Here is a 19,580-nt window from a genome sequence, read left to right on the forward strand (position 1 = left end):
CGGGAGCGCTCTTCTAGACTTGCGGTCTGCGGTCGCGCAGGAAGATGCGAGGAGAGTGCGTGTTCGTCCAGGAAACCAGGCCGTCCCGGTGGAGTCCCGACGTGCGTCGCGGGGGGATCTGACATGCGGCTGGTCTTCGCGGGCACGCCCGAGGTCGCGTTGCCGTCGTTGCGGGCGCTGCTCGCGTCCGACCGGCACGAGGTGGTCGCCGTGGTGACCCGGCCCGACGCGCCGGCCGGGCGCGGTCGGCGGGTGGAGCGCTCGCCGGTCGCGGCGCTGGCCGACGAGCACGGCATCGAGGTGCTCACCCCGGCCAAGGCGTCCGACCCGGTGTTCCAGGCGCGGTTGGCGGAGCTGGAGCCGGACCTGTGCCCGGTGGTGGCCTACGGCGCGCTGCTGCCCGAGTCCGCGCTGGCGATCCCGCGCCACGGCTGGGTGAACCTGCACTTCTCGGTGCTGCCCGCCTGGCGCGGTGCCGCCCCGGTGCAGGCGTCCGTGCGCCACGGCGACGACATCACCGGCGCGACCACGTTCCGCATCGTCAAGGAGCTGGACGCGGGCCCGGTGTTCGGCGTGGTCACCGAGCGGGTGCGCGAGCGCGACACCGCCGGTGAGCTGCTCGGCCGGCTCGCCGAGTCCGGCGCGAAGCTGCTGCTGTCCACTGTGGACGGCGTGGCGGACGGCACGCTGCGGGCCGTGGAGCAGTCCGGGGAGGGCGTGAGCTACGCGCCGAAGGTGACCGTGGACGACGCCCGGCTCGACTTCGGCACGCCCGCCGTCGCGATCGACCGGGTCGCCCGCGCGGTGACGCCGGAGCCCGGCGCGTGGGCGGAGTTCCGCGGCGAGCGGCTCAAGCTCGGCCCGGTGCTCCCGGTCGAGGCCGGCGAACCGCTCGCGCCCGGCGAGATCCGGGTGGAGCGCAAGCGCGTGCTCGTCGGCACCGCCACCGACCCGGTGGTGCTGGGCGACGTGCAGGCGCAGGGCAAGAAGCGGATGTCGGCGACCGACTGGGCGCGCGGCGCCCGGATCGAGGCGGGGGAACGGATTTCATGACCCAGAGGTCTTCACGCCCCTCCCGCCCGCAGCGGGCGCACCCGCCGCGCGGGCGCACCGGCCCGGCCCGACCGCCGGTGGACGACCCGGCGCGGCAGGCGGCGCTGGACACGTTGCGCGCGGTCCGGCAGCGGGACGCCTACGCGAACCTGGTGCTGCCGGGCATCCTGCGCGAACGTCGGATCACCGGGCGTGACGCGGCGCTGGCGACCGAGCTGACGTACGGGTCGCTGCGCGCGCAGGGCCTGCTGGACGCGGTGCTGGCCGCGTGCACCGACCGGCCTTTGTCCGAAGTGGACGGTGCGGTGCTCGACGCGCTGCGGCTGGGCGCCTACCAGTTGCTGCGCACGCGCATCCCGGCGCACGCGGCGGTCGCGTCGACGGTGGACCTGGTGCGGGCCGACCGGGGTTCGGGCGCGGCCGGGTTCGCGAACGCGGTGCTGCGGCGCGTCACCGGGCAGGACGAGGCCGCCTGGGTCGAGGAGGTCGCGCCCGACGAGGACACCGACCCGATCGGGTACGTGGCGATGGCCCACGCCCACCCGCGGTGGATCGCGCAGGCGTTCGCCGAGGCGCTGGGCAGCCGGGGCGAGCCGTTGCGGGAGGCGCTGGCCGCCGACGACGCGCGGCCGGCGGTGCACCTGGCCGCCCGGCCCGGCGAGTGCAGCGCGGACGAGCTGGCCGCGATGACCGGCGGCGAGGTGGCGCCGTACTCGCCGTACGGGGTGCACCTGGACGCGGGCGCGGGCGACCCCGGTGACCTGGACGCGGTGCGCGAGCGGTTGGCGGCGGTGCAGGACGAGGGCAGCCAGCTCTGTGCGGTGGCGTTGACCCGGGTGCCGGTCGAGGGCCGGGACGAGCGGTGGCTGGACCTGTGCGCGGGACCCGGCGGGAAGGCCGTGCTGATCGGGTCGCTGGCCCGGCTGTCGGGCGCGTCGATGGACGCGGTCGAGAAGGCGCCGCACCGGGCGGACCTGATCCGCAAGGCGGCGGGCGACCTGCCGATCACCGTGCACGTCGCCGACGGCCGCGAGTCCGGGCTGCCGGAGGGCGGGTTCGACCGGGTGCTGGTCGACGCGCCGTGCACCGGGCTGGGCGCGTTGCGGCGTCGGCCGGAGGCGCGGTGGCGGCGGCAGCCGTCGGACGTCGCACCGCTGGCGCGGTTGCAGCGCGAGCTGCTGACGGCGGCGTTGTCGCTGGTCCGGCCCGGTGGTGTGGTGGCGTACGTGGTGTGCTCGCCGCACCTGGCCGAGACCGTGGGCGTGGTGGCGGACGTGGTGCGGCGGACCGAGGTCGAGTGGTTGGACGCGCGGGAGTTCTTCCCCGGTGTGCCCGACCTCGGTGACGGGCCGTCGGTGCAGTTGTGGCCGCACGAGCACGGGACGGACGCGATGTTCTGCTCGTTGCTCAGGCGACCCGCGTGAGCGGTGCGGTGTGCGCGTGACCGGTGATGGCGTGGTCGAGGCGCGGGTGTTGGGCGTGGTCGCCTCGGCGGCCGGTGGGGTGGAGCGGTGGTTCGTCGACGGGCTCGCCCGGCCGTTGGCCGAGCGCGGGTGGCGGCTCGCGGTCACGTTCACACCTTCGGCCGCCCGGTGGTTGGAGCCGCTGGTGCCCGCGTTGACGGCGTTGACGGACCTGCCGGTCCGGTGGACGTCCCGGTTGCCGCACGAGCCCAAGCCCCACCCCGTGCCGGACGCGTTCGTGTTCGCGCCGGCGACGGCGAACTCGCTGGCCAAGCTCGCGCTGGGGATCGCCGACAACCAGGCGCTGACCGTGCTGTGCGAGGCGTTGGGCCGCCGCACGCCGATGGTGGTGCTGCCCCAGCGGTCCGACGACCAGGCGGCGCACCCGGCGTTCGGGGGCCACTTGGCGGTGCTGCGTTCCGCCGGGGTGGTGCTCGCGGCCGATACCGGGTCGGTGATGCGTGAACTGGATCGGGTGGTCCGCTCGTCGCATTAGGTGAAAATCGCGGTAACGGCGAAACCGGCTGAATTGACAGCCAGTCGAGATGCGTAGCAGTCTTGATTGTGTCGAAATTGTACGGCCGGGATCGTGAATGGGCTTCGGTTCTCCGCTTCCTGTCCGCGCCCGGTGGCCTGCTGGCCATCGACGGCCCGCCGTGCTCCGGAAAGACCTCCCTGCTGCGCGAGGCGGTCGACGCCGCCCGTGACCGCGGCCGTGCCGTCGTGCTCGTGCCGGGTGCCGGGGCGGCGCGGTCGGCCGCGGTGGTGGAGGCGCTCGATCGGGTGAAGATCGAACGGGTGCCGGTGGTGATCGCGGTCGACCAGGCGCACGAGGACCCGGCGGCGCTGCTGGAGCTGCTGGGCGGCGCGGGCGATCCACTGGTCTCGGTGGTGGTGGCGTTGTGCGCGGACCTGGCCGGGGTCGAGGTCGGGCGGGCGCTGGCGCGGGCGGAGGTGCTCCGGCTCGGGCCGCTGGACGACGACGCGGTGGAGCGGGTGGTCGCCGACCTGGTGGACGCCCGGCCGCACCCGGACCTCCTCGCGCTGACGGCGGGCGCGGGCGGCAACCCCCGGCTGGTCGTCGAGCTCGTGGCGGGGCTGCGGGAAGAGGGACGGCTCGACGTGGCCGGCGGCGTCGCCCGGCCGCGCGGTCGGTGGCTGCCGCGCCGGGTCGGGGCGGTGGTGCGCGGTCAGGTCGACGCGATGTCGGCCAAGGCCACCCAGGTGCTGCGGGTCGCGGCCGTGCTCGGCCGGTCGTTCCTGCTGCGGGACGTGGCCGCGATGATGAACGAGACCACCGGCGCGTTGCTGCTGGCGGTGGACGAGGTGCTGGCCTCCGGGCTGGTGGTGGGCGCGGACGAGCGGTTGGAGTTCGGGTCGGACCTGGTGTGGCGGGCCGTGGTGGACTCGATGCCCGGGTCCGTGCGGCACGCGCTGCGGCACGACGCCGATGTGCTGCGGGCGGCGGCCGAGGCGCGTCCGGTCCCCGAGGAGTGCGCGGAGGGGGTGGAGGGGCAGGAGCGGGGCGCGGTCGCGGTGAGCGGCGTGCGGTCGCTGGCCGCGAACGGCAGGCTCGGCTCCGCCATCGCCCTGGCCCGGCAGAGCCTGGTGGGTGGCGTGCGGGCGGGCGCGGCCGCGGAGCTGCACGTGGTGCTGGCCGGGATCCTGCTGGCCGACGGGCGGCCCGCCGACGCGGCGGCCGAGATGGAGCACGTGCTGACCATGCCGGGCGTGCCCGAGCCGGTGCGCCGGCTGGCGGGGGCGGGGCGGCTGCTGTCGCTGTACTTCGCCACCGGGAGCCGGGCGGGCGCGCACGCGTTGTCGGTGCTGACGGCCCGGGACCGGGAACCGGCGGACGCGGACGTGGTGATGGCGGCGACCGTCCACTCGTGCCTGGAGTGGAACGCGGGCCGGCTGGCCGAGGGCATGTACTGGGGACGGGAGTCGACGCGCTGGGAGCTGGACCGGCCCACGGCGTGGTGGCAGTCGCAGTCGGCGGTGTCGTACGCGTTGAAGCTGGCGGCGCTGGGCGAGTTCGAGCGGGCCGAGCGGTGGGTGCGCGAAGGCGTGCTGTGCGACGACGAGGCCGTGAAGGCCGGCGCGCCGACCGCGCGGACGATCGCGCGGGCCAGGGTGCTGGTGCAGGCGGGGAAGTTGGCGCAGGCGCTGGCGGCGGCGCGGCGCGGGCTGTCGACCGCGCGCGACCGGGGGCTGCGGCTGCTGGTGCCGCTCGCGTCGACGGTGGTGGCGACGGTGGCGTTGCACCGGGGCGACACCGCGGCGGCGGCGGAGCACGTGCGGCGGTACCGGGCCGACCTGGCGGCGGGTGAGGCGGTGTTGCACTCGGGCCAGTACGACTGGGTGGAGCTGCTGCTGGCGCACGCCCGGGGCGGGGCGGAGCAGGTCGTCGAGCTGGCGCGGGAGCGGGTGGGCGAGGCCGGGGCGGTCCTGCGGATGCTGGTGGAGGAGCCGGGCGCGGCGGCGTGGCTGGTGCGGCAGGCGGTGGCGGCGGGCGACGGCGGGTTGGCGCGGGAGGTCGTGGCCGCGGCCGAGGAGCTGGCCGCGGGCAACCCCGGGTTCGAGGTGGTGAAGGTGGCGGCCGGGCACGCGCGGGCGTTGCTCGAACGGGACGCGGAGCGGCTGGCGGAGGTGGCGCGGCGGCACCGGCACCCGTGGGCGCAGGCGAACGCGAACGAGGACTTGGCGGCGGTGCTGGCGGAGGCCGGGGACGCGGGGAGGGCTTCGGCGCACGCGGTGGTGGCGTCGCGGATCTTCGAGCGGATGGGTGCGGAGGGTGAGGTGAAGGAGGTCAGGAAGGAGGAGTGGGGTGTGTTGTCGGGGGCGGAGCGGGAGATCGCGCGGTTGGTGGGGGTGGGGTTGACGAACCGGCAGGTGGCGAAGCAGCTGTTCCTGTCGCCGCACACGGTGAACTATCACCTGCGGGGGATCTTCCGGAAGCTCGGGATCAGTTCGAGGGTGGAGTTGGCGAGGGTGGCGCACGAGCAGGAGGGGGCGGGGGCGGAGGCGTCGCTGTGAGGGGTGGCTCGGTGGTCCAGCCCGGCTCGATGTGACGAGGGGCCCGTACGGGCAGTCCGGGCAGGCCAGAACCGGGCAGGCCTGGCGGGTGAAGCGCCCGCCAAGCCTGCCCGGGGTTGTGGTGGCCGGTCAGGCGCCCAGGGCGTCGGTCATGGGGTTGGTGGTGTCGGCGAGGAGGAACTTGACCTCGTCGGTGACGCGGCGGACGTCGGAGGGGGCCACGACGGTGCAGTGGACGCCGCGGGCGGCTACTTCGACGGCCAGGCACTCCGTGTAGGCGATGGCGGCTGCTCGTGACGCGGCGTAGGCGGCGATCCCGGAGCGTGGCACGGCGACGACGTGGGCCGGGACCATGATGATGGTGCCCCGACCCCGGTGGACCATTCTGGTGGCGACGGCGCGGGAGACGTTGAACACGCCGTCGACGTTGACGGCGAAGCTGTGCGACCAGTCGTCGTCGCTGATCGAGAGGGCCGGACCCGGGCGTAACGCGCCCGCGGTGGTGACCAGGGCGTCGATCGCCCCGAACTCCCGTTCCACCTGGTCGACGAGGGCGTCGACGGCGGCGCTGGACGTGACGTCGATCTGCCGGCCCGCGATCCGCAGTCCTTGGCCGTGGAGTCGTTCGACCAGGTCGGCGAGTCTCGCGCCGTCGCTGTCGACGGCCGCTACCAGCGCGCCCTGCCTGGCCAGTGCCTCGACCACCTCCGCGCCCAGCGGTGAACAGGCGCCGGTGATCAGTGCGATCTTGTGACGGAATTCGGCATTCATCCCCAGTGCTCCCCAGTTGCTGCCCCCCTGGTGAACGTAATGGCCGGCACGCCGGCTGGGGAACTACCCGCGTGAGTAGTCGGAAAGCGAGGGGTGAAATATGACTCCCGGGCAGGTCCGGGCAATCGCGGAAGCCTAGACTCGACACCCGTGGTCCACCAGCCGATGATCGCCCCGAGCATCCTGTCCGCCGATTTCGCCCGACTCGCCGACGAGGCCGCCGCCGTGGCGTCGGCCGACTGGCTGCACGTGGACGTCATGGACGCGCACTTCGTGCCCAACCTGACCATCGGGCTGCCGGTGGTGAAGTCGCTGCGCAAGGCGACCGACCTGCCGCTGGACTGCCACCTGATGATCGACGACCCGGATCGCTGGGCGATCGGGTACGCGGAGGCGGGCGCGTACAACGTGACCGTGCACGTGGAGGCGGCGGAGGACCCGGTGGCGTTGGCGAAGGACCTGCGCGCGGCGGGGGCGAAGGCGGGGTTGTCGTTGAAGCCCGGCACGCCCTTGGAGCCGTACGTGGACGTGCTGAAGCACTACGACACGTTGCTCGTCATGTCGGTGGAGCCCGGGTTCGGCGGGCAGTCGTTCATGGCCGAGGTGCTGGACAAGGTGCGGGCGGCGCGGCGGTTGGTGGACACCGGGCACCTGCGGTTGGTGGTCGAGATCGACGGCGGGATCAACGCCGACACGATCGAGCAGGCGGCCGAGGCCGGGGTCGACTGCTTCGTGGCCGGGTCCGCCGTGTACGACGCGGCCGATCCCGGTGCCGCCCTGGAGCGGCTGCGCGCGCAGGCGGCGCGCGTCCGGTGAACGTCGACGAGGCGATGGCGCTGGCCGTCGCGGCGAGTGAGCGGGTGCGGGGGACGACCAGTCCGAACCCGCCGGTCGGGTGCGTGGTCCTGGACGCCGGTGGTGAGGTGGTCGGCGAGGGCGCGACCCGACCGCCCGGTGGGGCGCACGCCGAGGTGGTGGCGTTGGCGCGGGCGGGGGAGCGGGCCCGCGGCGGCACGGCCGTGGTGACGTTGGAGCCGTGCGCGCACCACGGGCGGACGCCGCCGTGCACCGGGGCGTTGCTCGACGCCGGGGTGGCGCGGGTGGTGTTCGCGGTGGCGGACCCGAATCCGAAGGCCGCCGGCGGGGCCGAGGTGCTGCGCGCGGCCGGGGTCGTGGTCGAGGGCGGGTTGGCGGCCGAGGTGGTGGCGCGGGGGCCGTTGCGGGCCTGGTTGCACTTCGCGCGCACCGGGCGGCCGCACGTGACGTGGAAGTACGCGGCGAGCCTGGACGGGCGGGTCGCGGCCGGTGACGGCACGAGTCGGTGGATCAGCTCCCCGGAGTCGCGGGCGGAGGTGCACGAGTTCCGGGCGAAGGTCGACGCGATCGTGGTGGGCACCGGGACGGTCCGCACCGATGACCCGAGATTGACCGCGCGGACGCCGCGTCCGGGGCAGGATGGGGTCAGGCAGCCGCTGCGGGTCGTCGTGGGGAAGGGCGACCTGCCGCCGGGTGCCCGTGTGCTGGACGACGAGGCGGAGACGATGCACCTGCGGACGCACGACCCGGACGTCGTGCTCGGCGCGCTGGCCGCGCGGGGCGTGGTCGACGTGCTGCTGGAGGGCGGGCCTACCCTGGCGGGTGCGTTCACCGCGTCCGGCCGGGTCGACCGGGTGCTCGCCTACCTCGCCCCGAAGTTCCTGGGCGACGGTCCGCAGGCGCTGCGGGACGCGGGGGTGTCGACCGTCACCGACGCTGTGGGATTGGTCGTGGAGCAGGTCAGTATGTGCGGGCCGGACGTGCGGGTCTCCGCCGTCCCCGCGCGTTGAGGAGGAACGGTGTTCACCGGGATCGTCGAGGAGTTGGGTGAGGTCGTCGCCGTCGCCGACCTGCCGGACGCGGCGCGCGTCACCATCGCGGGCCCGCTGGTGACCAGCGACGCCAAGCACGGCGATTCGATAGCGGTCAACGGCGTGTGCCTCACCGTCGTGGACGTCGCCGACGGCGCGTTCACCGCGGACGTGATGCGCGAGACGCTGACCCGCAGCAGCCTGGCCAAGGTCGCCGAGGGCGACCCGGTCAACCTGGAGCGCGCCGCCGCCGTCGGCCAGCGCCTGGGCGGGCACATCGTGCAGGGCCACGTGGACGGCACCGGGGTGGTGCTGACCCGGGAGAAGGCCGAGCACTGGGAGGTCGTCCACATCGGACTGCCGCCGGGGCTGGCCCGGTACGTGGTGGAGAAGGGCTCGATCACGGTGGACGGCGTGTCGCTGACCGTCGTGTCGGTGTCGGAGAACCAGTTCGCCGTGAGCCTGATCCCGACGACGTTGGAGCTCACGACCCTCGGCCGGCGCGTTCCGGGCGACCACGTCAACCTGGAGGTGGACGTGCTCGCGAAGTACGTCGAGCGGCTCGCGCTGCCCCACCTGCGCGCCGAGGAGGCCCGGTGAACGACTTCGCCGACATCGAGCGGGCCATCGCGGACATCGCCGCGGGCAGACCGGTCGTCGTGGTGGACGACGAGGACCGCGAGAACGAGGGCGACCTCATCTTCGCGGCGGAGAAGGCGACGCCGGAGCTGCTGGCGTTCATGGTCCGCTACACGTCCGGGTACGTGTGCGTGTCGCTGACCGAGAGCGACTGCGACCGGCTGGACCTGCCGCCGATGTACCACACGAACCAGGACCAGCGCGGCACCGCGTACACCGTGACGGTGGACGCCCGGGAGGGTGTCTCGACCGGCATCTCGGCGGCGGACCGGGCGCGGACGATCCGGCTGCTGGCCGACCCGGACGCGAGCCCGAAGGACTTCAACCGGCCCGGTCACGTGGTGCCGCTGCGGGCGCGCGACGGCGGCGTGCTGCGCCGGGCCGGGCACACCGAGGCCGCCGTGGACCTGTCCCGGATGGCCGGGCTCGCGCCGGCGGGCGTGCTCTGCGAGATCGTGTCGCAGAAGGACGAGGGCGACATGGCCCGCCGCGACGAGCTGGAGGTGTTCGCCTCCGACCACGACCTGGCGCTGATCACGATCGCCGACCTGATCGCCTACCGGCGGCGGGTGGAGACGCAGGTGGAGCGGGTCGCCGAGGCGCGCATCCCGACCGCGCACGGCACGTTCACCGCGGTCGGCTACGACAGCAAGCTCGACGGCATCGAGCACATCGCGATGGTCTACGGCGACCTGGGCGACGGCGAGGACGTGCTGGTCCGGGTGCACTCGGAGTGCCTGACCGGCGACGTGTTCGGGTCGCTGCGCTGCGACTGCGGCCCGCAGCTGGACGCGGCGCTGGAGGCGGTGGCCGCGCAGGGTCGTGGTGTCGTGCTCTACATGCGCGGGCACGAGGGCCGCGGCATCGGCCTGATGCACAAGCTGCAGGCGTACCAGTTGCAGGACGGCGGCGCGGACACGGTGGACGCCAACCTGGGGTTGGGGCTGCCCGCGGACGCCCGCGACTACGGCACCGGCGCGCAGATCCTGTGCTCGCTGGGCATCAAGTCGATGCGGCTGCTGACCAACAACCCGGCCAAGCGGGTCGGCTTGGAGGGCTACGGGCTGACCGTGCTGGACCGGGTGCCGCTGCCGATCTCGCCCAACCCGGAGAACCTGCGGTACCTGCGCACCAAGCGCGACCGGATGGGCCACGAGCTGCACCAGCTCGAGCAGTACGAGGCGCTGGCGCAGGGCGGCGCGGTGGTGTCCACCACGGAGGGAGCGGAATGAGCGGCGAAGGTCGGCCCGAGGACGTCGTCCCCGACGCGGCGGGCCTGACGCTGGGCGTCGTGGCGACGCGCTGGCACACCAGGATCACCGACAACCTCGTCGAGCGGGCGTTGGCGGCGGCGGCGAAGGCCGGTGTCGCGTCGCCGACGGTCGTGCGGGTGGCGGGCGCGGTGGAGCTGCCGGTGGTGGCGCAGGAACTGGCCCGCACGCACGACGCCGTGGTGGCGTTGGGCGTGGTGGTCCGGGGCGGCACCCCGCACTTCGAGTACGTGTGCGACGCGGTGACGGCGGGGTTGACGCGGGTGGCGCTGGACTCGTCGACGCCGGTCGGCAACGGCGTGCTGACCACCAACGACGAGGACCAGGCGCTGGCCCGCGCCGGGTTCCCGGACTCGGTGGAGGACAAGGGTTTCGAGGCGTGCGTGGCGGCGCTGGACACCGCGCTCGTGCTGCGCGGGCTGCGAGCGGGCTCGTGAGGACCGCCGTGGCTGCCGAGGTGATCGAGTTCCGGCCGAAGCGGATCCGCGTGGTGGCGTGGGCCAGCGCGGTGTTCCTGGTCGCGGTGTTCACCGTGGTCGGGTTGCTGCTGGGCGACACGCCGACCGGTGTGATCTTCCGGGTGTCCGACCAGGTCGCGATGGTGTGCCTGGGCGTGCTGCTGGCGTGCGGCATGCTGCTGCTGACCAGGCCGCGGGTGCGGGCCGACGCCGAGGGCGTGGAGGTGCGCAACGTGGTCACCGCGCACCGCTTCACCTGGCAGCAGGTCCTGCACGTGTCGTTCCCGGACGGGGCGTCGTGGGCCCGGCTGGAGCTGCCCGACGACGAGTACGTGTCGATCATGGCCGTGCAGGCCGTCGACCGCGACCACGCCGTCGCCGCCGTCCGCGCCCTGCGCGACCTGCACCGCTCCGCCACCACCTGACCCGCGTGTCGAACACTCGGGTCCCGCGTGTCGAACACTCGGGTCCCGTGTGTCGAACGCTCGGGTCCCGTGTGTCGAACGCTCGGGTCCCGTGTGTCGAACGCTCAGGCCCTGTGGGTCCTACGTTCAGGACGCATGAGTCCAACGTTCGCGTAAGGGCTGATCGTCGTGGTGCCGTTGGGGGAGACCTGTCCTCCAACGGCACTCTTGTAGGGGTTCGGGCCCCTGCCTAGGTTCGGGTGATCGACGAGCTTGGGGGTCCGCACATGCGCAGACGTTCACTCCTGACCGGTGCCGCGGCGGTGGCGGGCGCGGTGGCGCTCGGCTTGAACCCGGCGGCACGGGCACAGCGGCCCGGCGCGTCGGACGTGCCCGACCTGTCCCTCGGCGACTACCCGGTGGTGGGCCGGGTGCGGGCGCGTCGGGCGATGGAGCACCTGCGGGTGCTCAGCGAGCGGATCGGCCAGCGCATCGGCGGCACGGAGTCCGAGCACCGGGCCCGCGACTACCTCGCCTCCGTGCTGCGCGACCTGCGCTACCAGGTGACGTTGCAGCCGTTCGCCGTGCCGGACAAGTACCTGTCGACGCTCACCGTCGGGCCGGACACCTGGAACGCGGGCGCGTCCCGCTTCGGCGCCCTCGGCGTCACGGCCTCCGGCCCGGTCGTGGACCTGGACACCGGCGCGTCCCTGCCCGCCGACCTGACCGGCAAGGTCGCGCTGCTGGTGAACGTGCCGACCGGCTCCACGGCGGTGCTGGACGCGGCACGGCTGGGCGCGGCGGCCGTGCTGGTCGGCCGGGTGTCGACCCCGCCCGCGGGCAAGACCGGCGCGTTCTCGCCGACGTTGACCGCGAACGTGGCCGTGCCGGTGCTGGGCATCGCGCAGGTGCACGTGGAGCGGCTGCGGGCGGCAGGCGCCGTCACGGTGACCGCGTCCACCACCCACCTCGCGGGCCTGACCTCGTACAACGTCCTCGCCGAACGTCCCGCGACGTTCCCGGGCCGGGACAACGGCGTGGTCATGGTGACCGCGCACTACGACAGCGTGCCCGGCTCGCCCGGCGCGAACGACGACGGCAGCGGCACGGTGCTGACCCTGGAGCTGGCCCGCGTTCTGCGCCACCTGCCGACGCACCGGGCGCTGCGGTTCGCGCTGTGGGGTTCGGAGGAGCAGGGCCTGCTCGGCTCCCGCCACTACGTCACCCAGCTGCCGGACGCGGAGGCGGCGCGCATCGCGGGCGTGTTCCAGAACGACATGGTCGCCACCAGCCACGGCCCCGCGACCGCGTACTGGCTGCTCTCGGTGGACGGCGGGAACAACGCCACCACCGCCGAGGTCGCCGCCGCGGCGGCCCGCCTGGGGTACGGCGCGCAGGTGCACGGCCCGGTGCCGCGCGGCAGCAGCGACCACGTGCCGTTCCACGAGCGCAAGATCGCCGCGGCGAACTTCAGCTGGCGCGGCGAGGGCGGCCCGCACGAGCTGGAACCGCTCTACCACACCCCGGAGGACACGATCGCGCAGAACGTCAGCCCGGACCGGCTGCAGATCTCGCTGGAGCTGATCGGCGCGGCCGCCTACCGGCTGGCCCGCACCCGCGGCTGAACGCCGGCCGGACCGGTCAGGTGTCGCCGGCGGCGCGCAGCAGGCGTTCGGCGGTGGCCCGGAGGTGCTGTCGCAGCTCCTCCGGGCCCTCCACCTCGAAGTCGACGCCGATCATCGAGATCCACGACCCGACCTCCTCCAACGAGGGCGTGCCGACGGTCAGCCGGGTCCGCTCGTCGTCGATGCGCTCCAGGTGCAGCGCGCTGTAGGAGACGCGGGCGGCGACCACGTCGTACGGCGCGTGCATGATCAGCCTGGCCTGGTACTGGTACGGCGCGACGGACAGCTGCCTCGACACGTACGACGCCAGATCGGCGGCGGGTGGCTCGCGCGGCGTGAAGCGGGCGCCCGGCGTGGGCTCCTCCTCGATCCGGTCCACCCGGAACGTGCGCCAGTCGTCCTTGTCGACGTCCCACGCCACCAGGTACCAGCGCCGCCCGGTGTGGGCCAGGCCGAGCGGTTCCACGTGCCGCTTCGTGCCGCCGTCGCGCCCGGCGTAGGGGAACCGCAGCCGCTGGTGGTCGCGGCACGCGATGGCGATCGCGGTCAACGTGCCCGCGTCCACCTGGATGCCGCGCGTCGGCAACGCCACGGTGTGCGCCTGCAGCGCGTTGACCCGCCGCCGCAGCCGCGACGGCAGCACCTGTTCCAGCTTGGCCAGGGCGCGCACCGACGTCTCCTCGATGCCCGCCACGCCGCCGCCGGCCGCCGTGCGCAACCCCACGGCGACCGCCACGGCCTCGTCGTCGTCCAACAACAGCGGGGGCAGCTCGGCCCCCGCGCCCAACCGGTAGCCGCCGGACACGCCCGGCGCGGCGTTGACCGGGTAGCCGAGGGTGCGCAGCTTGTCCACGTCACGCCGGACGGTCCGCACGTCCACGCCGAGCCGGCGGGCGAGGTCCGCTCCCGTCCAGTCGCGGCGGACCTGCAACAACGACAGCAGCTTGAGCAGACGGGCCGAGGTTTCCAGCATGAGCCGCAGTCTGCCGGCCATCGCGGACGGGAACGGTCCTCGTTTCAGCCCCGGCGAGCTCCTTCCGGCCACACGACCACCACGGGCACGCCCGACGCGCGCGCGGTCTCCACGACGTCCGCCGTGCCGCCGCGCCCGTCCGGCGGCTGCCCGTCCCACACGGCGATCAGCAGCTCCACCGACGCGAGCATCCGCTCGTTCGCCATCACGTACGCGTGCCGCCCGGACAGCTCGTTGGGCAGCACGCTGACCACGTGCGCCCGGGCCAGCAGCTCGTCGTAGTCGGCCCGCTTCTCCGGTTTGAGCTTGTCCCGGTAGTCCATCGCGGGCAGCACCACCTCGACCCGGCCGCCCAGCTCCAGCACCACCCGCGCGAACAGCTGGTCCGCGCCCGGCGCCAGGCAGGTCACCCCGACCAGGGATGACCCGCCCGCCGCCTCGGCCTCCAACGCCGCGCGGATGGCCTCGCGCACGGCGTCGACGCAATCGGGCTCCAGCTTGCTGTGCCCGGTGACTCCCACCCGCATCACTAGGCCGTCCGCACCCCGCGGATCGCGTCACGGGTGTCGCGCACGACGGCCAGGTCGCGGTGCCGCTCGGCCTCCTTGGCGAAGTCCTGCAGCTTGCGCACGACCCGCCCGGACGCCAGGCCCGCCGCCGTGGGCAGCACCTGCTGGATCAGCCCGCACGCCTCCTCCGGCTCGCCCGCCACCATCTTCGTGCGGGCCAGCCCGATGACGTCGAACGCCCGGTTGCGCACCCGGGCCGGGTCGCGCAGGTCCAGCGCCCGCCGGATGTGCTGCTCGGCCATCGGCGCCTGCTTCGGGTCGTGCCCGGCCAGGTCCCGCATCCGCGCCCCGATGACCCCTTCCAGCTCGGCCTCGTCGAACGAGTCCAGCCACCACGGGTCCGAACCGGGACGCCGCTGCGCGAAGCTGTCCTGCGCCTGCCCGACCGCCCGGTGGAACTCCCGCACCCGACCCATCTGGGCGTAGGCCCACGCCTCCCGGGTCAGCAGGAGCGCCTGCAACGTCGGGGTGGCGTTGCGCCGGGTGCCGTACTGGCCGAGCTGGACCAGTTCTAAACCGTCCTCGGGCCGGCCCAGGTCGAACATCTGCCGGGCCATCGCCGCCAGGCACAGGGCGGCGAACGGGTCGTTGCGGCCGGCCTTCGCCATCCGCACGCCCAGCACGTAGTACCGCTGCGCGGCGTCGTGCATGCCCGCGTCCCACGACATGCTCGCCGCGACCTTGGACAGCTCGGCCCCGATGAAGAAGGCCCGTTCCGTGGTCGGGCCCGCCGGTGCGCGCGACAGCCGCTCGGCCAGTTCCTCCAACTGCCCGAGCACCGCCTTGCGCGCCAGCCCGTACCCGCCTCGTCCGCCCCACCCGCGCAGCCCGTCGGCGACGCGCTGCAACGCCGCCAGCTCCTCTTCGCTGATCGCCGCGCTGGACGACCACTTGGACAGGGGCTGCAAGGGGTGCAGCCACCGCTGCAACGGTTCGACCAGTGCGGGACCCATCGCCACCGCGGCGGCTCCGGTGAGCGCCGCTCGTCTGCTGATCGCCAAGTCGTTCCTCGCCGTCTCCTCGACCGATCTGGCAATGCTCGACGCGTCCCACGCCGCGCCGAGCACATCGGGCGGGGCGCCGCGATCGGCGTCCGCCTGGCTTGGGATTCCGACGCGGTCGAACCACAGCCGGTCGGCCGGGACGCCGAGCGCCCGCGCGAAGTGCCGCAGGCGGTCGATCCGGTCGATCGGGTTCTCACCGGTCTCGTACCGCGACAGCTGAGCCTGGGAGATACCCAGCCAGGACGCCATGCGGTCCTGGGTGACGCGGCTGACGTGCTGGGGGTGGTGCCGGTAGGCGGCGAGGAGGGCGCCCATGTTCCGGTCGGCGAACGCGGCAGCCATCGTCTCGTGGTCCCAGAAGTCCCCCGGGACCTCGGGTGGTCCGTAGAGCTCGGTCCGCGCGTTGCGGCGACAACGCTGGCAGAGCCGGTCGGTGTTGTCGGCGGCGATCAACGCCCCGCACGTCGGGCATGCGCGCCTGGTACTGGCTGCTCTTCGAGCTTTCCGTTCCATGGCTCGCTCCCGTCACTGAGCGTGCTCACCAGTGTATAGAGATGTGATCAGGAGTCCATGCATTTCATGCATAAGGCGGGGTGGGCCCCTGGTCGGACACGCTGTGACGCCGGGTGGTGGATGAGGGGCATCCGCCCCGTGCATGGATCCGACCCGATAACGGTGTGGTGGAACGTCCCGATCGGTCGGAGGCTGCGTGGTGTGCCAGTGCCGGGTCGACCCCGCGGCCCGCGCACACCGCCCACTCCACCCGACCGGGGAGGGACTCCCGCCGATGAGCATCACCGCCGCCACCACCGCAGACAACGGCCCGCGATTCGGACCACGCGACCGCGCGCACCAGCAGGCACTCGGTGAGGCGATCGCGGGTTACCGGCTGTTGGGCTGGAAGGTGTCCGTGACCGAGCAGGGCGTGTTCCTGCCGCTCGGTCCCGCCACCACCGCCCTGGCCATGCCCGCCCGCATCGGCTCGCGCGTCCTGGCCGACCTCAAGGCCCGGATGCTGGCCGGCCCCGTCACCGTGATCCCGGGCCCGCGGGAGCACTGGATCTTCCTCGCCGAGCTGGTCGCCCTGCTGCCCACGCACCTGAAGGCGCCCGCCGAGGTCCAGTTCGTCCGCTCGCCGCAGCGCATCGCGCTGCCGCCCACGATGACCCGGTACGGGTCGTTGAGGTGGGCGAACCCGCCGTCGCACTCGCGGCACTGGTTCCCGCCGTTCACGGCGGTGCTGGCGCTGGCCCGCACGGCGGTCGCCAAGGACCAGTAGGCGAAGATGGGCGGGTGGACCGACGGACGCTGCTGTGCGGACTGCTCGCCCTGACCGCCGGTGTGCCCGCGGCCGCGTGCGGCACGGGCGCGCCGACGCGTCGGCCCGGTGTCGGCTCGGCCCGCGCGGGTGACCGCGTGGCCGGGCTCGCCGACGTCCCGGTGGGGTCCGGGGCGCTGGTCGACGTCGGCGGCGACGGCCAGTTGTTGCTGGTCAGGCCGTCGGAATCGGAGGTGCGGGCGTTCAACCCGGCCTGCCCGCACCAGGGCACGACGGTGAACCCGCCCGCCGCCGGCACGATCAGCTGCCCCACGCACCGCTCCGCGTTCGACCCGACGACGGGAGCGGTGCGGTCCGGCCCGTCACCGCGGGGCTTGGCGGAAGTCGCGGTGACGGTGTCCGGGCCGGACGTGGTGCTTTCCTGAAGATCCCGTCTCACGTGCTGGAGTGTTGAACCCCGCTTCACGTGGTGTCGTATTGCCTGTGTGGCCGAACGACCACCCACCACGAACAGCGGAGGACCTGCGGTGAGTTCAACGGAGAACACGGGGATGTCCCGGCGCTCGGTGCTGTGCGGCGTGCTCGTCGCGCTGGCGGTGCCGGGCGGCCTGGCCGCGTGCAGCAGCGGCTCCACCCCGAGCGGCACCACGACCGGCGGCGGCACGGTGCCCGGTGGGGGCGCCACCACCCCGGCCGGTCCGCCGATCATCGCGGCGCTGGCCGACGTGCCCGACGGCGGCGGCCTGATCGCGGGCAACCCGGCCAACAGCAAGCCGCTCGTCCTGGTCCGCACCGGTGACGTGGTGAAGGCCTACGACGCCACCTGCCCGCACCAGGGCACCGCCGTGTCGCCGCCGGAGAACGGCGTGATCACCTGCCCGAACCACGGCAGCACGTTCAACGCGGCGGACGGCGCGGTGACGAAGGGCCCGGCCACGACGGGCCTGAAGGAGGTCCCGGTCAAGGTGGAGGCGGGCCAGGTCGTGCCCGCCTGAGCGCGCGCCCGGCGAGGTCGCGTCGGTCGGTCGCGCCCTCGTTCCCGGCGATCACGCTCTGCGGTCGTCGGGAACCAGGGCGCGATCGACCGACTTCCCGGCGACCGAGCCCGCGACGCCGAAGGCGGCGCGATCGAGAACAGGGCCGCCCCCGGCCGGGGCCCCTCCGGCGGACCGGGCCGACCCGGCACAGGTCGGTCCCGGCGAGCCTGTCGGTGCCCACACGTACCCTTTGCGTGTGGCCGATCCGTCGACCTATCGCCCTGCGACAGGCACCATCCCCGAAGCCCCCGGCGTCTACAAGTTCCGCGACGCGGGCGGCCGCGTGGTGTACGTCGGCAAGGCCAAGAGCCTGCGCCAACGCCTGAACTCGTACTTCGCCGACATCGCCGGGCTGCACCCGCGCACCCGGCAGATGGTGACCACGGCGGCGAGCGTCGAGTGGACCGTCGTCGGTACCGAGGTCGAGGCGCTCCAGCTCGAGTACAACTGGATCAAGGAGTTCGACCCGCGGTTCAACGTCCGCTACCGCGACGACAAGTCGTACCCGGTGCTGGCCGTGACGTTGCACGAGGAGTTCCCCCGGCTGCACGTCTACCGCGGCCCGCGCCGCAAGGGCGTGCGCTACTTCGGCCCGTACGCGCACGCCTGGGCCATCCGCGAGACGCTGGACCTGCTGCTGCGGGTGTTCCCGGCGCGCACCTGCTCGGCGGGCGTGTTCAAGCGGCACGGCCAGATCGGCAGGCCCTGCCTGCTCGGCTACATCGACAAGTGCTCGGCGCCGTGCGTCGGCCGGGTCAGCGCGGACGAGCACCGCGACATCGTCGAGGACTTCTGCGACTTCCTCGCCGGCCGGACCGACTCGATGGTGCGCCGGCTGGAACGCGAGATGACCGCCGCCGCCGAGGACCTGGAGTTCGAGAAGGCCGCCCGGCTGCGCGACGACCAGGCCGCCCTCAAGCGCGCCCTGGAGAAGCAGGCCGTCGTCCTCGGCGACGGCACGGACGCCGACGTGGTCGCGTTCGCGCAGGACGACCTGGAGGTGTCGGTCCAGGTCTTCCACGTGCGCGGCGGCCGGGTGCGCGGCCAGCGCGGCTGGGTGGTCGACAAGGTGGACGAGACCGGCGTGACCGGCCTGGTCGACCAGTTCGTCACCCAGTTCTACGGCGAGCAGGTCGAGTCGGCGCAGGCCAGCGGGGTGGAGTCGGCGCCGGTGCCGCGCGAGGTGCTGGTGCCGGAGCTGCCCGACGACGCCGAGGCGGTCGAGAAGTGGCTGTCGGAGCTGCGCGGCGGCCGGGTGGCGCTGCGGGTGCCGCAGCGGGGCGACAAGCGGGCGCTCATGGAGACGGTGGAGCGCAACGCCAAGGAGGCGTTCCAGCAGCACAAGCTGCGCCGCGCTGGCGACCTGACGGCCCGGTCGGCGGCGTTGCAGGAGCTGCAGGAGGCGCTGGGCCTGGACACGGCGCCGCTGCGCATCGAGTGCACCGACATCAGCCACGTGCAGGGCACGGACGTGGTGGCGTCGCTGGTGGTGTTCGAGGACGGCCTGGCCCGCAAGTCGGAGTACCGGCGGTTCGCCGTGCGCGAGGGCGCGGAGCAGGGCGACGTCGGCTCGATCGCCGAGGTGGTCCGGCGGCGGTTCCAGGCCTACCTGCGCGACAACAAGGACACGGGCGGCGCGACACCGGGCATCGACCCGGAGACCGGCAAGCCGCGCAAGTTCGCCTACGCGCCGAACCTGCTGGTCGTGGACGGCGGCGCGCCGCAGGCGCAGGTAGCCTCCGACGTCTTGGCCGAGCTCGGCATCACCGACGTGGCCGTGGTGGGCCTGGCGAAGCGGCTGGAGGAGGTGTGGGTGCCCGGAGAGCCCGACCCGGTGATCCTGCCCCGCACCAGCGAGGCGCTCTACCTGCTGCAACGGGTGCGCGACGAGGCGCACCGGTTCGCGATCGCCTACCACCGGCAGAAGCGGTCCAAGCGGATGACGACCTCCGCGCTGGACGACGTGCCGGGCCTGGGGCAGACGCGCAAGGCCGCGTTGTTGAAGCACTTCGGCTCACTGAAGAAGTTGCGTGAGGCGAGCATCGAGGAGATCAGCGGTGTGCCCGGGGTGGGCCGGCGCACCGCGGAGGCCGTGCACGCGACGCTGGGCGCGGCCGGTACCGAAGGGGAGCACAAGTGAGCGCACCGGCC

General features: G+C 73.8%; 19 protein-coding genes. 15 read left to right on the top strand and 4 right to left on the bottom strand.

Annotated features, from left to right (window positions below):
* The first annotated feature begins 123 nt into the window (after window positions 1-123).
* The 4 genes from fmt to FHX81_RS42695 all read left to right on the top strand — a co-directional run bounded on the left by fmt (window position 124) and on the right by FHX81_RS42695 (window position 5,552).
* A complete protein-coding gene (gene fmt, locus FHX81_RS32815) occupies window positions 124-1,053 on the top strand; it encodes a methionyl-tRNA formyltransferase (protein ID WP_141982412.1) in 930 nt (309 codons plus the stop codon).
* The gene (locus FHX81_RS32820) at window positions 1,050-2,477 is read left to right on the top strand and encodes an RsmB/NOP family class I SAM-dependent RNA methyltransferase (RefSeq protein ID WP_141982413.1); all 1,428 of its coding nucleotides are present in this window, start codon (window positions 1,050-1,052) and stop codon (window positions 2,475-2,477) included. Before fmt ends, FHX81_RS32820 begins: the two co-directional genes overlap by 4 nt.
* Window positions 2,478-2,493: 16 nt before the next feature.
* A complete protein-coding gene (locus tag FHX81_RS32825; RefSeq protein WP_141982414.1) occupies window positions 2,494-3,012 on the top strand; it encodes a flavoprotein in 519 nt (172 codons plus the stop codon).
* 68 nt (window positions 3,013-3,080) lie between these two features.
* Window positions 3,081-5,552 (top strand): LuxR C-terminal-related transcriptional regulator, encoded by a 2,472-nt coding sequence (locus FHX81_RS42695; protein ID WP_141982415.1) that lies wholly within the window; start codon window positions 3,081-3,083, stop codon window positions 5,550-5,552.
* A 129-nt stretch (window positions 5,553-5,681) separates the two neighbouring features.
* Here the strand turns inward: FHX81_RS42695 and FHX81_RS32835 are convergent, their stop codons facing one another.
* Window positions 5,682-6,323 carry an SDR family NAD(P)-dependent oxidoreductase gene (locus FHX81_RS32835; RefSeq protein ID WP_141982416.1) on the bottom strand — a complete coding sequence of 214 codons (642 nt, stop codon included), beginning with the start codon at window positions 6,321-6,323 and terminating at the stop codon, window positions 5,682-5,684.
* Window positions 6,324-6,488: 165 nt separating this feature from the next.
* Between FHX81_RS32835 and rpe the strand changes: the two genes are divergently transcribed.
* The 7 genes from rpe (at window position 6,489) to FHX81_RS32870 (ending at window position 12,567) form a co-directional block, all read left to right on the top strand.
* A complete protein-coding gene (gene rpe / locus FHX81_RS32840; RefSeq protein WP_141984261.1) occupies window positions 6,489-7,139 on the top strand; it encodes a ribulose-phosphate 3-epimerase in 651 nt (216 codons plus the stop codon).
* Window positions 7,140-7,153: 14 nt separating this feature from the next.
* A complete protein-coding gene (gene ribD, locus FHX81_RS32845) occupies window positions 7,154-8,149 on the top strand; it encodes a bifunctional diaminohydroxyphosphoribosylaminopyrimidine deaminase/5-amino-6-(5-phosphoribosylamino)uracil reductase RibD (RefSeq protein ID WP_141984262.1) in 996 nt (331 codons plus the stop codon).
* Window positions 8,150-8,158: 9 nt separating this feature from the next.
* On the top strand, window positions 8,159-8,770 hold the full coding sequence (locus tag FHX81_RS32850) for a riboflavin synthase (protein ID WP_141982417.1): 612 nt from the start codon (window positions 8,159-8,161) through the stop codon (window positions 8,768-8,770).
* Window positions 8,767-10,041: a bifunctional 3,4-dihydroxy-2-butanone-4-phosphate synthase/GTP cyclohydrolase II gene (locus FHX81_RS32855; RefSeq protein ID WP_141982418.1), complete on the top strand. Its 1,275-nt coding sequence runs from the start codon at window positions 8,767-8,769 to the stop codon at window positions 10,039-10,041. The genes FHX81_RS32850 and FHX81_RS32855 overlap by 4 nt, the downstream gene beginning before the upstream one ends.
* Complete coding sequence (gene ribH / locus FHX81_RS32860) at window positions 10,038-10,517, top strand: 6,7-dimethyl-8-ribityllumazine synthase (RefSeq protein ID WP_141982419.1); 480 nt, start codon at window positions 10,038-10,040, stop codon at window positions 10,515-10,517. Before FHX81_RS32855 ends, ribH begins: the two co-directional genes overlap by 4 nt.
* Window positions 10,518-10,525: 8 nt before the next feature.
* Window positions 10,526-10,963, top strand: coding sequence for a PH domain-containing protein (locus tag FHX81_RS32865; protein ID WP_141982420.1), 438 nt, complete (start codon window positions 10,526-10,528; stop codon window positions 10,961-10,963).
* Between the two features lie 266 nt (window positions 10,964-11,229).
* Complete coding sequence (locus FHX81_RS32870; protein WP_141982421.1) at window positions 11,230-12,567, top strand: M28 family peptidase; 1,338 nt, start codon at window positions 11,230-11,232, stop codon at window positions 12,565-12,567.
* Between the two features lie 16 nt (window positions 12,568-12,583).
* On the opposite strand, the gene FHX81_RS32875 is transcribed toward FHX81_RS32870, so the two are convergent.
* The 3 genes from FHX81_RS32875 to FHX81_RS32890 are packed head-to-tail and all read right to left on the bottom strand — an operon-like array spanning window position 12,584 to window position 15,566.
* Window positions 12,584-13,540, bottom strand: a complete 957-nt coding sequence (locus FHX81_RS32875) for a helix-turn-helix transcriptional regulator (protein WP_170232253.1) — start codon at window positions 13,538-13,540, stop codon at window positions 12,584-12,586.
* A 44-nt stretch (window positions 13,541-13,584) separates the two neighbouring features.
* Window positions 13,585-14,067 (bottom strand): hypothetical protein, encoded by a 483-nt coding sequence (locus FHX81_RS32885; RefSeq protein WP_141982423.1) that lies wholly within the window; start codon window positions 14,065-14,067, stop codon window positions 13,585-13,587.
* Between the two features lie 2 nt (window positions 14,068-14,069).
* On the bottom strand, window positions 14,070-15,566 hold the full coding sequence (locus FHX81_RS32890; protein WP_246108086.1) for a helix-turn-helix domain-containing protein: 1,497 nt from the start codon (window positions 15,564-15,566) through the stop codon (window positions 14,070-14,072).
* Window positions 15,567-15,900: 334 nt separating this feature from the next.
* Between FHX81_RS32890 and FHX81_RS32895 the strand changes: the two genes are divergently transcribed.
* The 4 genes from FHX81_RS32895 to uvrC all read left to right on the top strand — a co-directional run bounded on the left by FHX81_RS32895 (window position 15,901) and on the right by uvrC (window position 19,569).
* Window positions 15,901-16,392 carry a hypothetical protein gene (locus tag FHX81_RS32895; protein ID WP_141982425.1) on the top strand — a complete coding sequence of 164 codons (492 nt, stop codon included), beginning with the start codon at window positions 15,901-15,903 and terminating at the stop codon, window positions 16,390-16,392.
* Between the two features lie 14 nt (window positions 16,393-16,406).
* Window positions 16,407-16,817, top strand: coding sequence for a Rieske (2Fe-2S) protein (locus tag FHX81_RS32900; RefSeq protein WP_141982426.1), 411 nt, complete (start codon window positions 16,407-16,409; stop codon window positions 16,815-16,817).
* Between the two features lie 102 nt (window positions 16,818-16,919).
* On the top strand, window positions 16,920-17,387 hold the full coding sequence (locus FHX81_RS32905; RefSeq protein ID WP_141982427.1) for a Rieske (2Fe-2S) protein: 468 nt from the start codon (window positions 16,920-16,922) through the stop codon (window positions 17,385-17,387).
* Between the two features lie 238 nt (window positions 17,388-17,625).
* Window positions 17,626-19,569 (top strand): excinuclease ABC subunit UvrC, encoded by a 1,944-nt coding sequence (gene uvrC / locus FHX81_RS32910; RefSeq protein WP_141982428.1) that lies wholly within the window; start codon window positions 17,626-17,628, stop codon window positions 19,567-19,569.
* Window positions 19,570-19,580 lie beyond the last annotated feature (11 nt).

It is taken from the genome of Saccharothrix saharensis (genome assembly GCF_006716745.1).
In the GTDB taxonomy this organism is placed as follows: Bacteria; Actinomycetota; Actinomycetes; order Mycobacteriales; family Pseudonocardiaceae; genus Actinosynnema; species Actinosynnema saharense.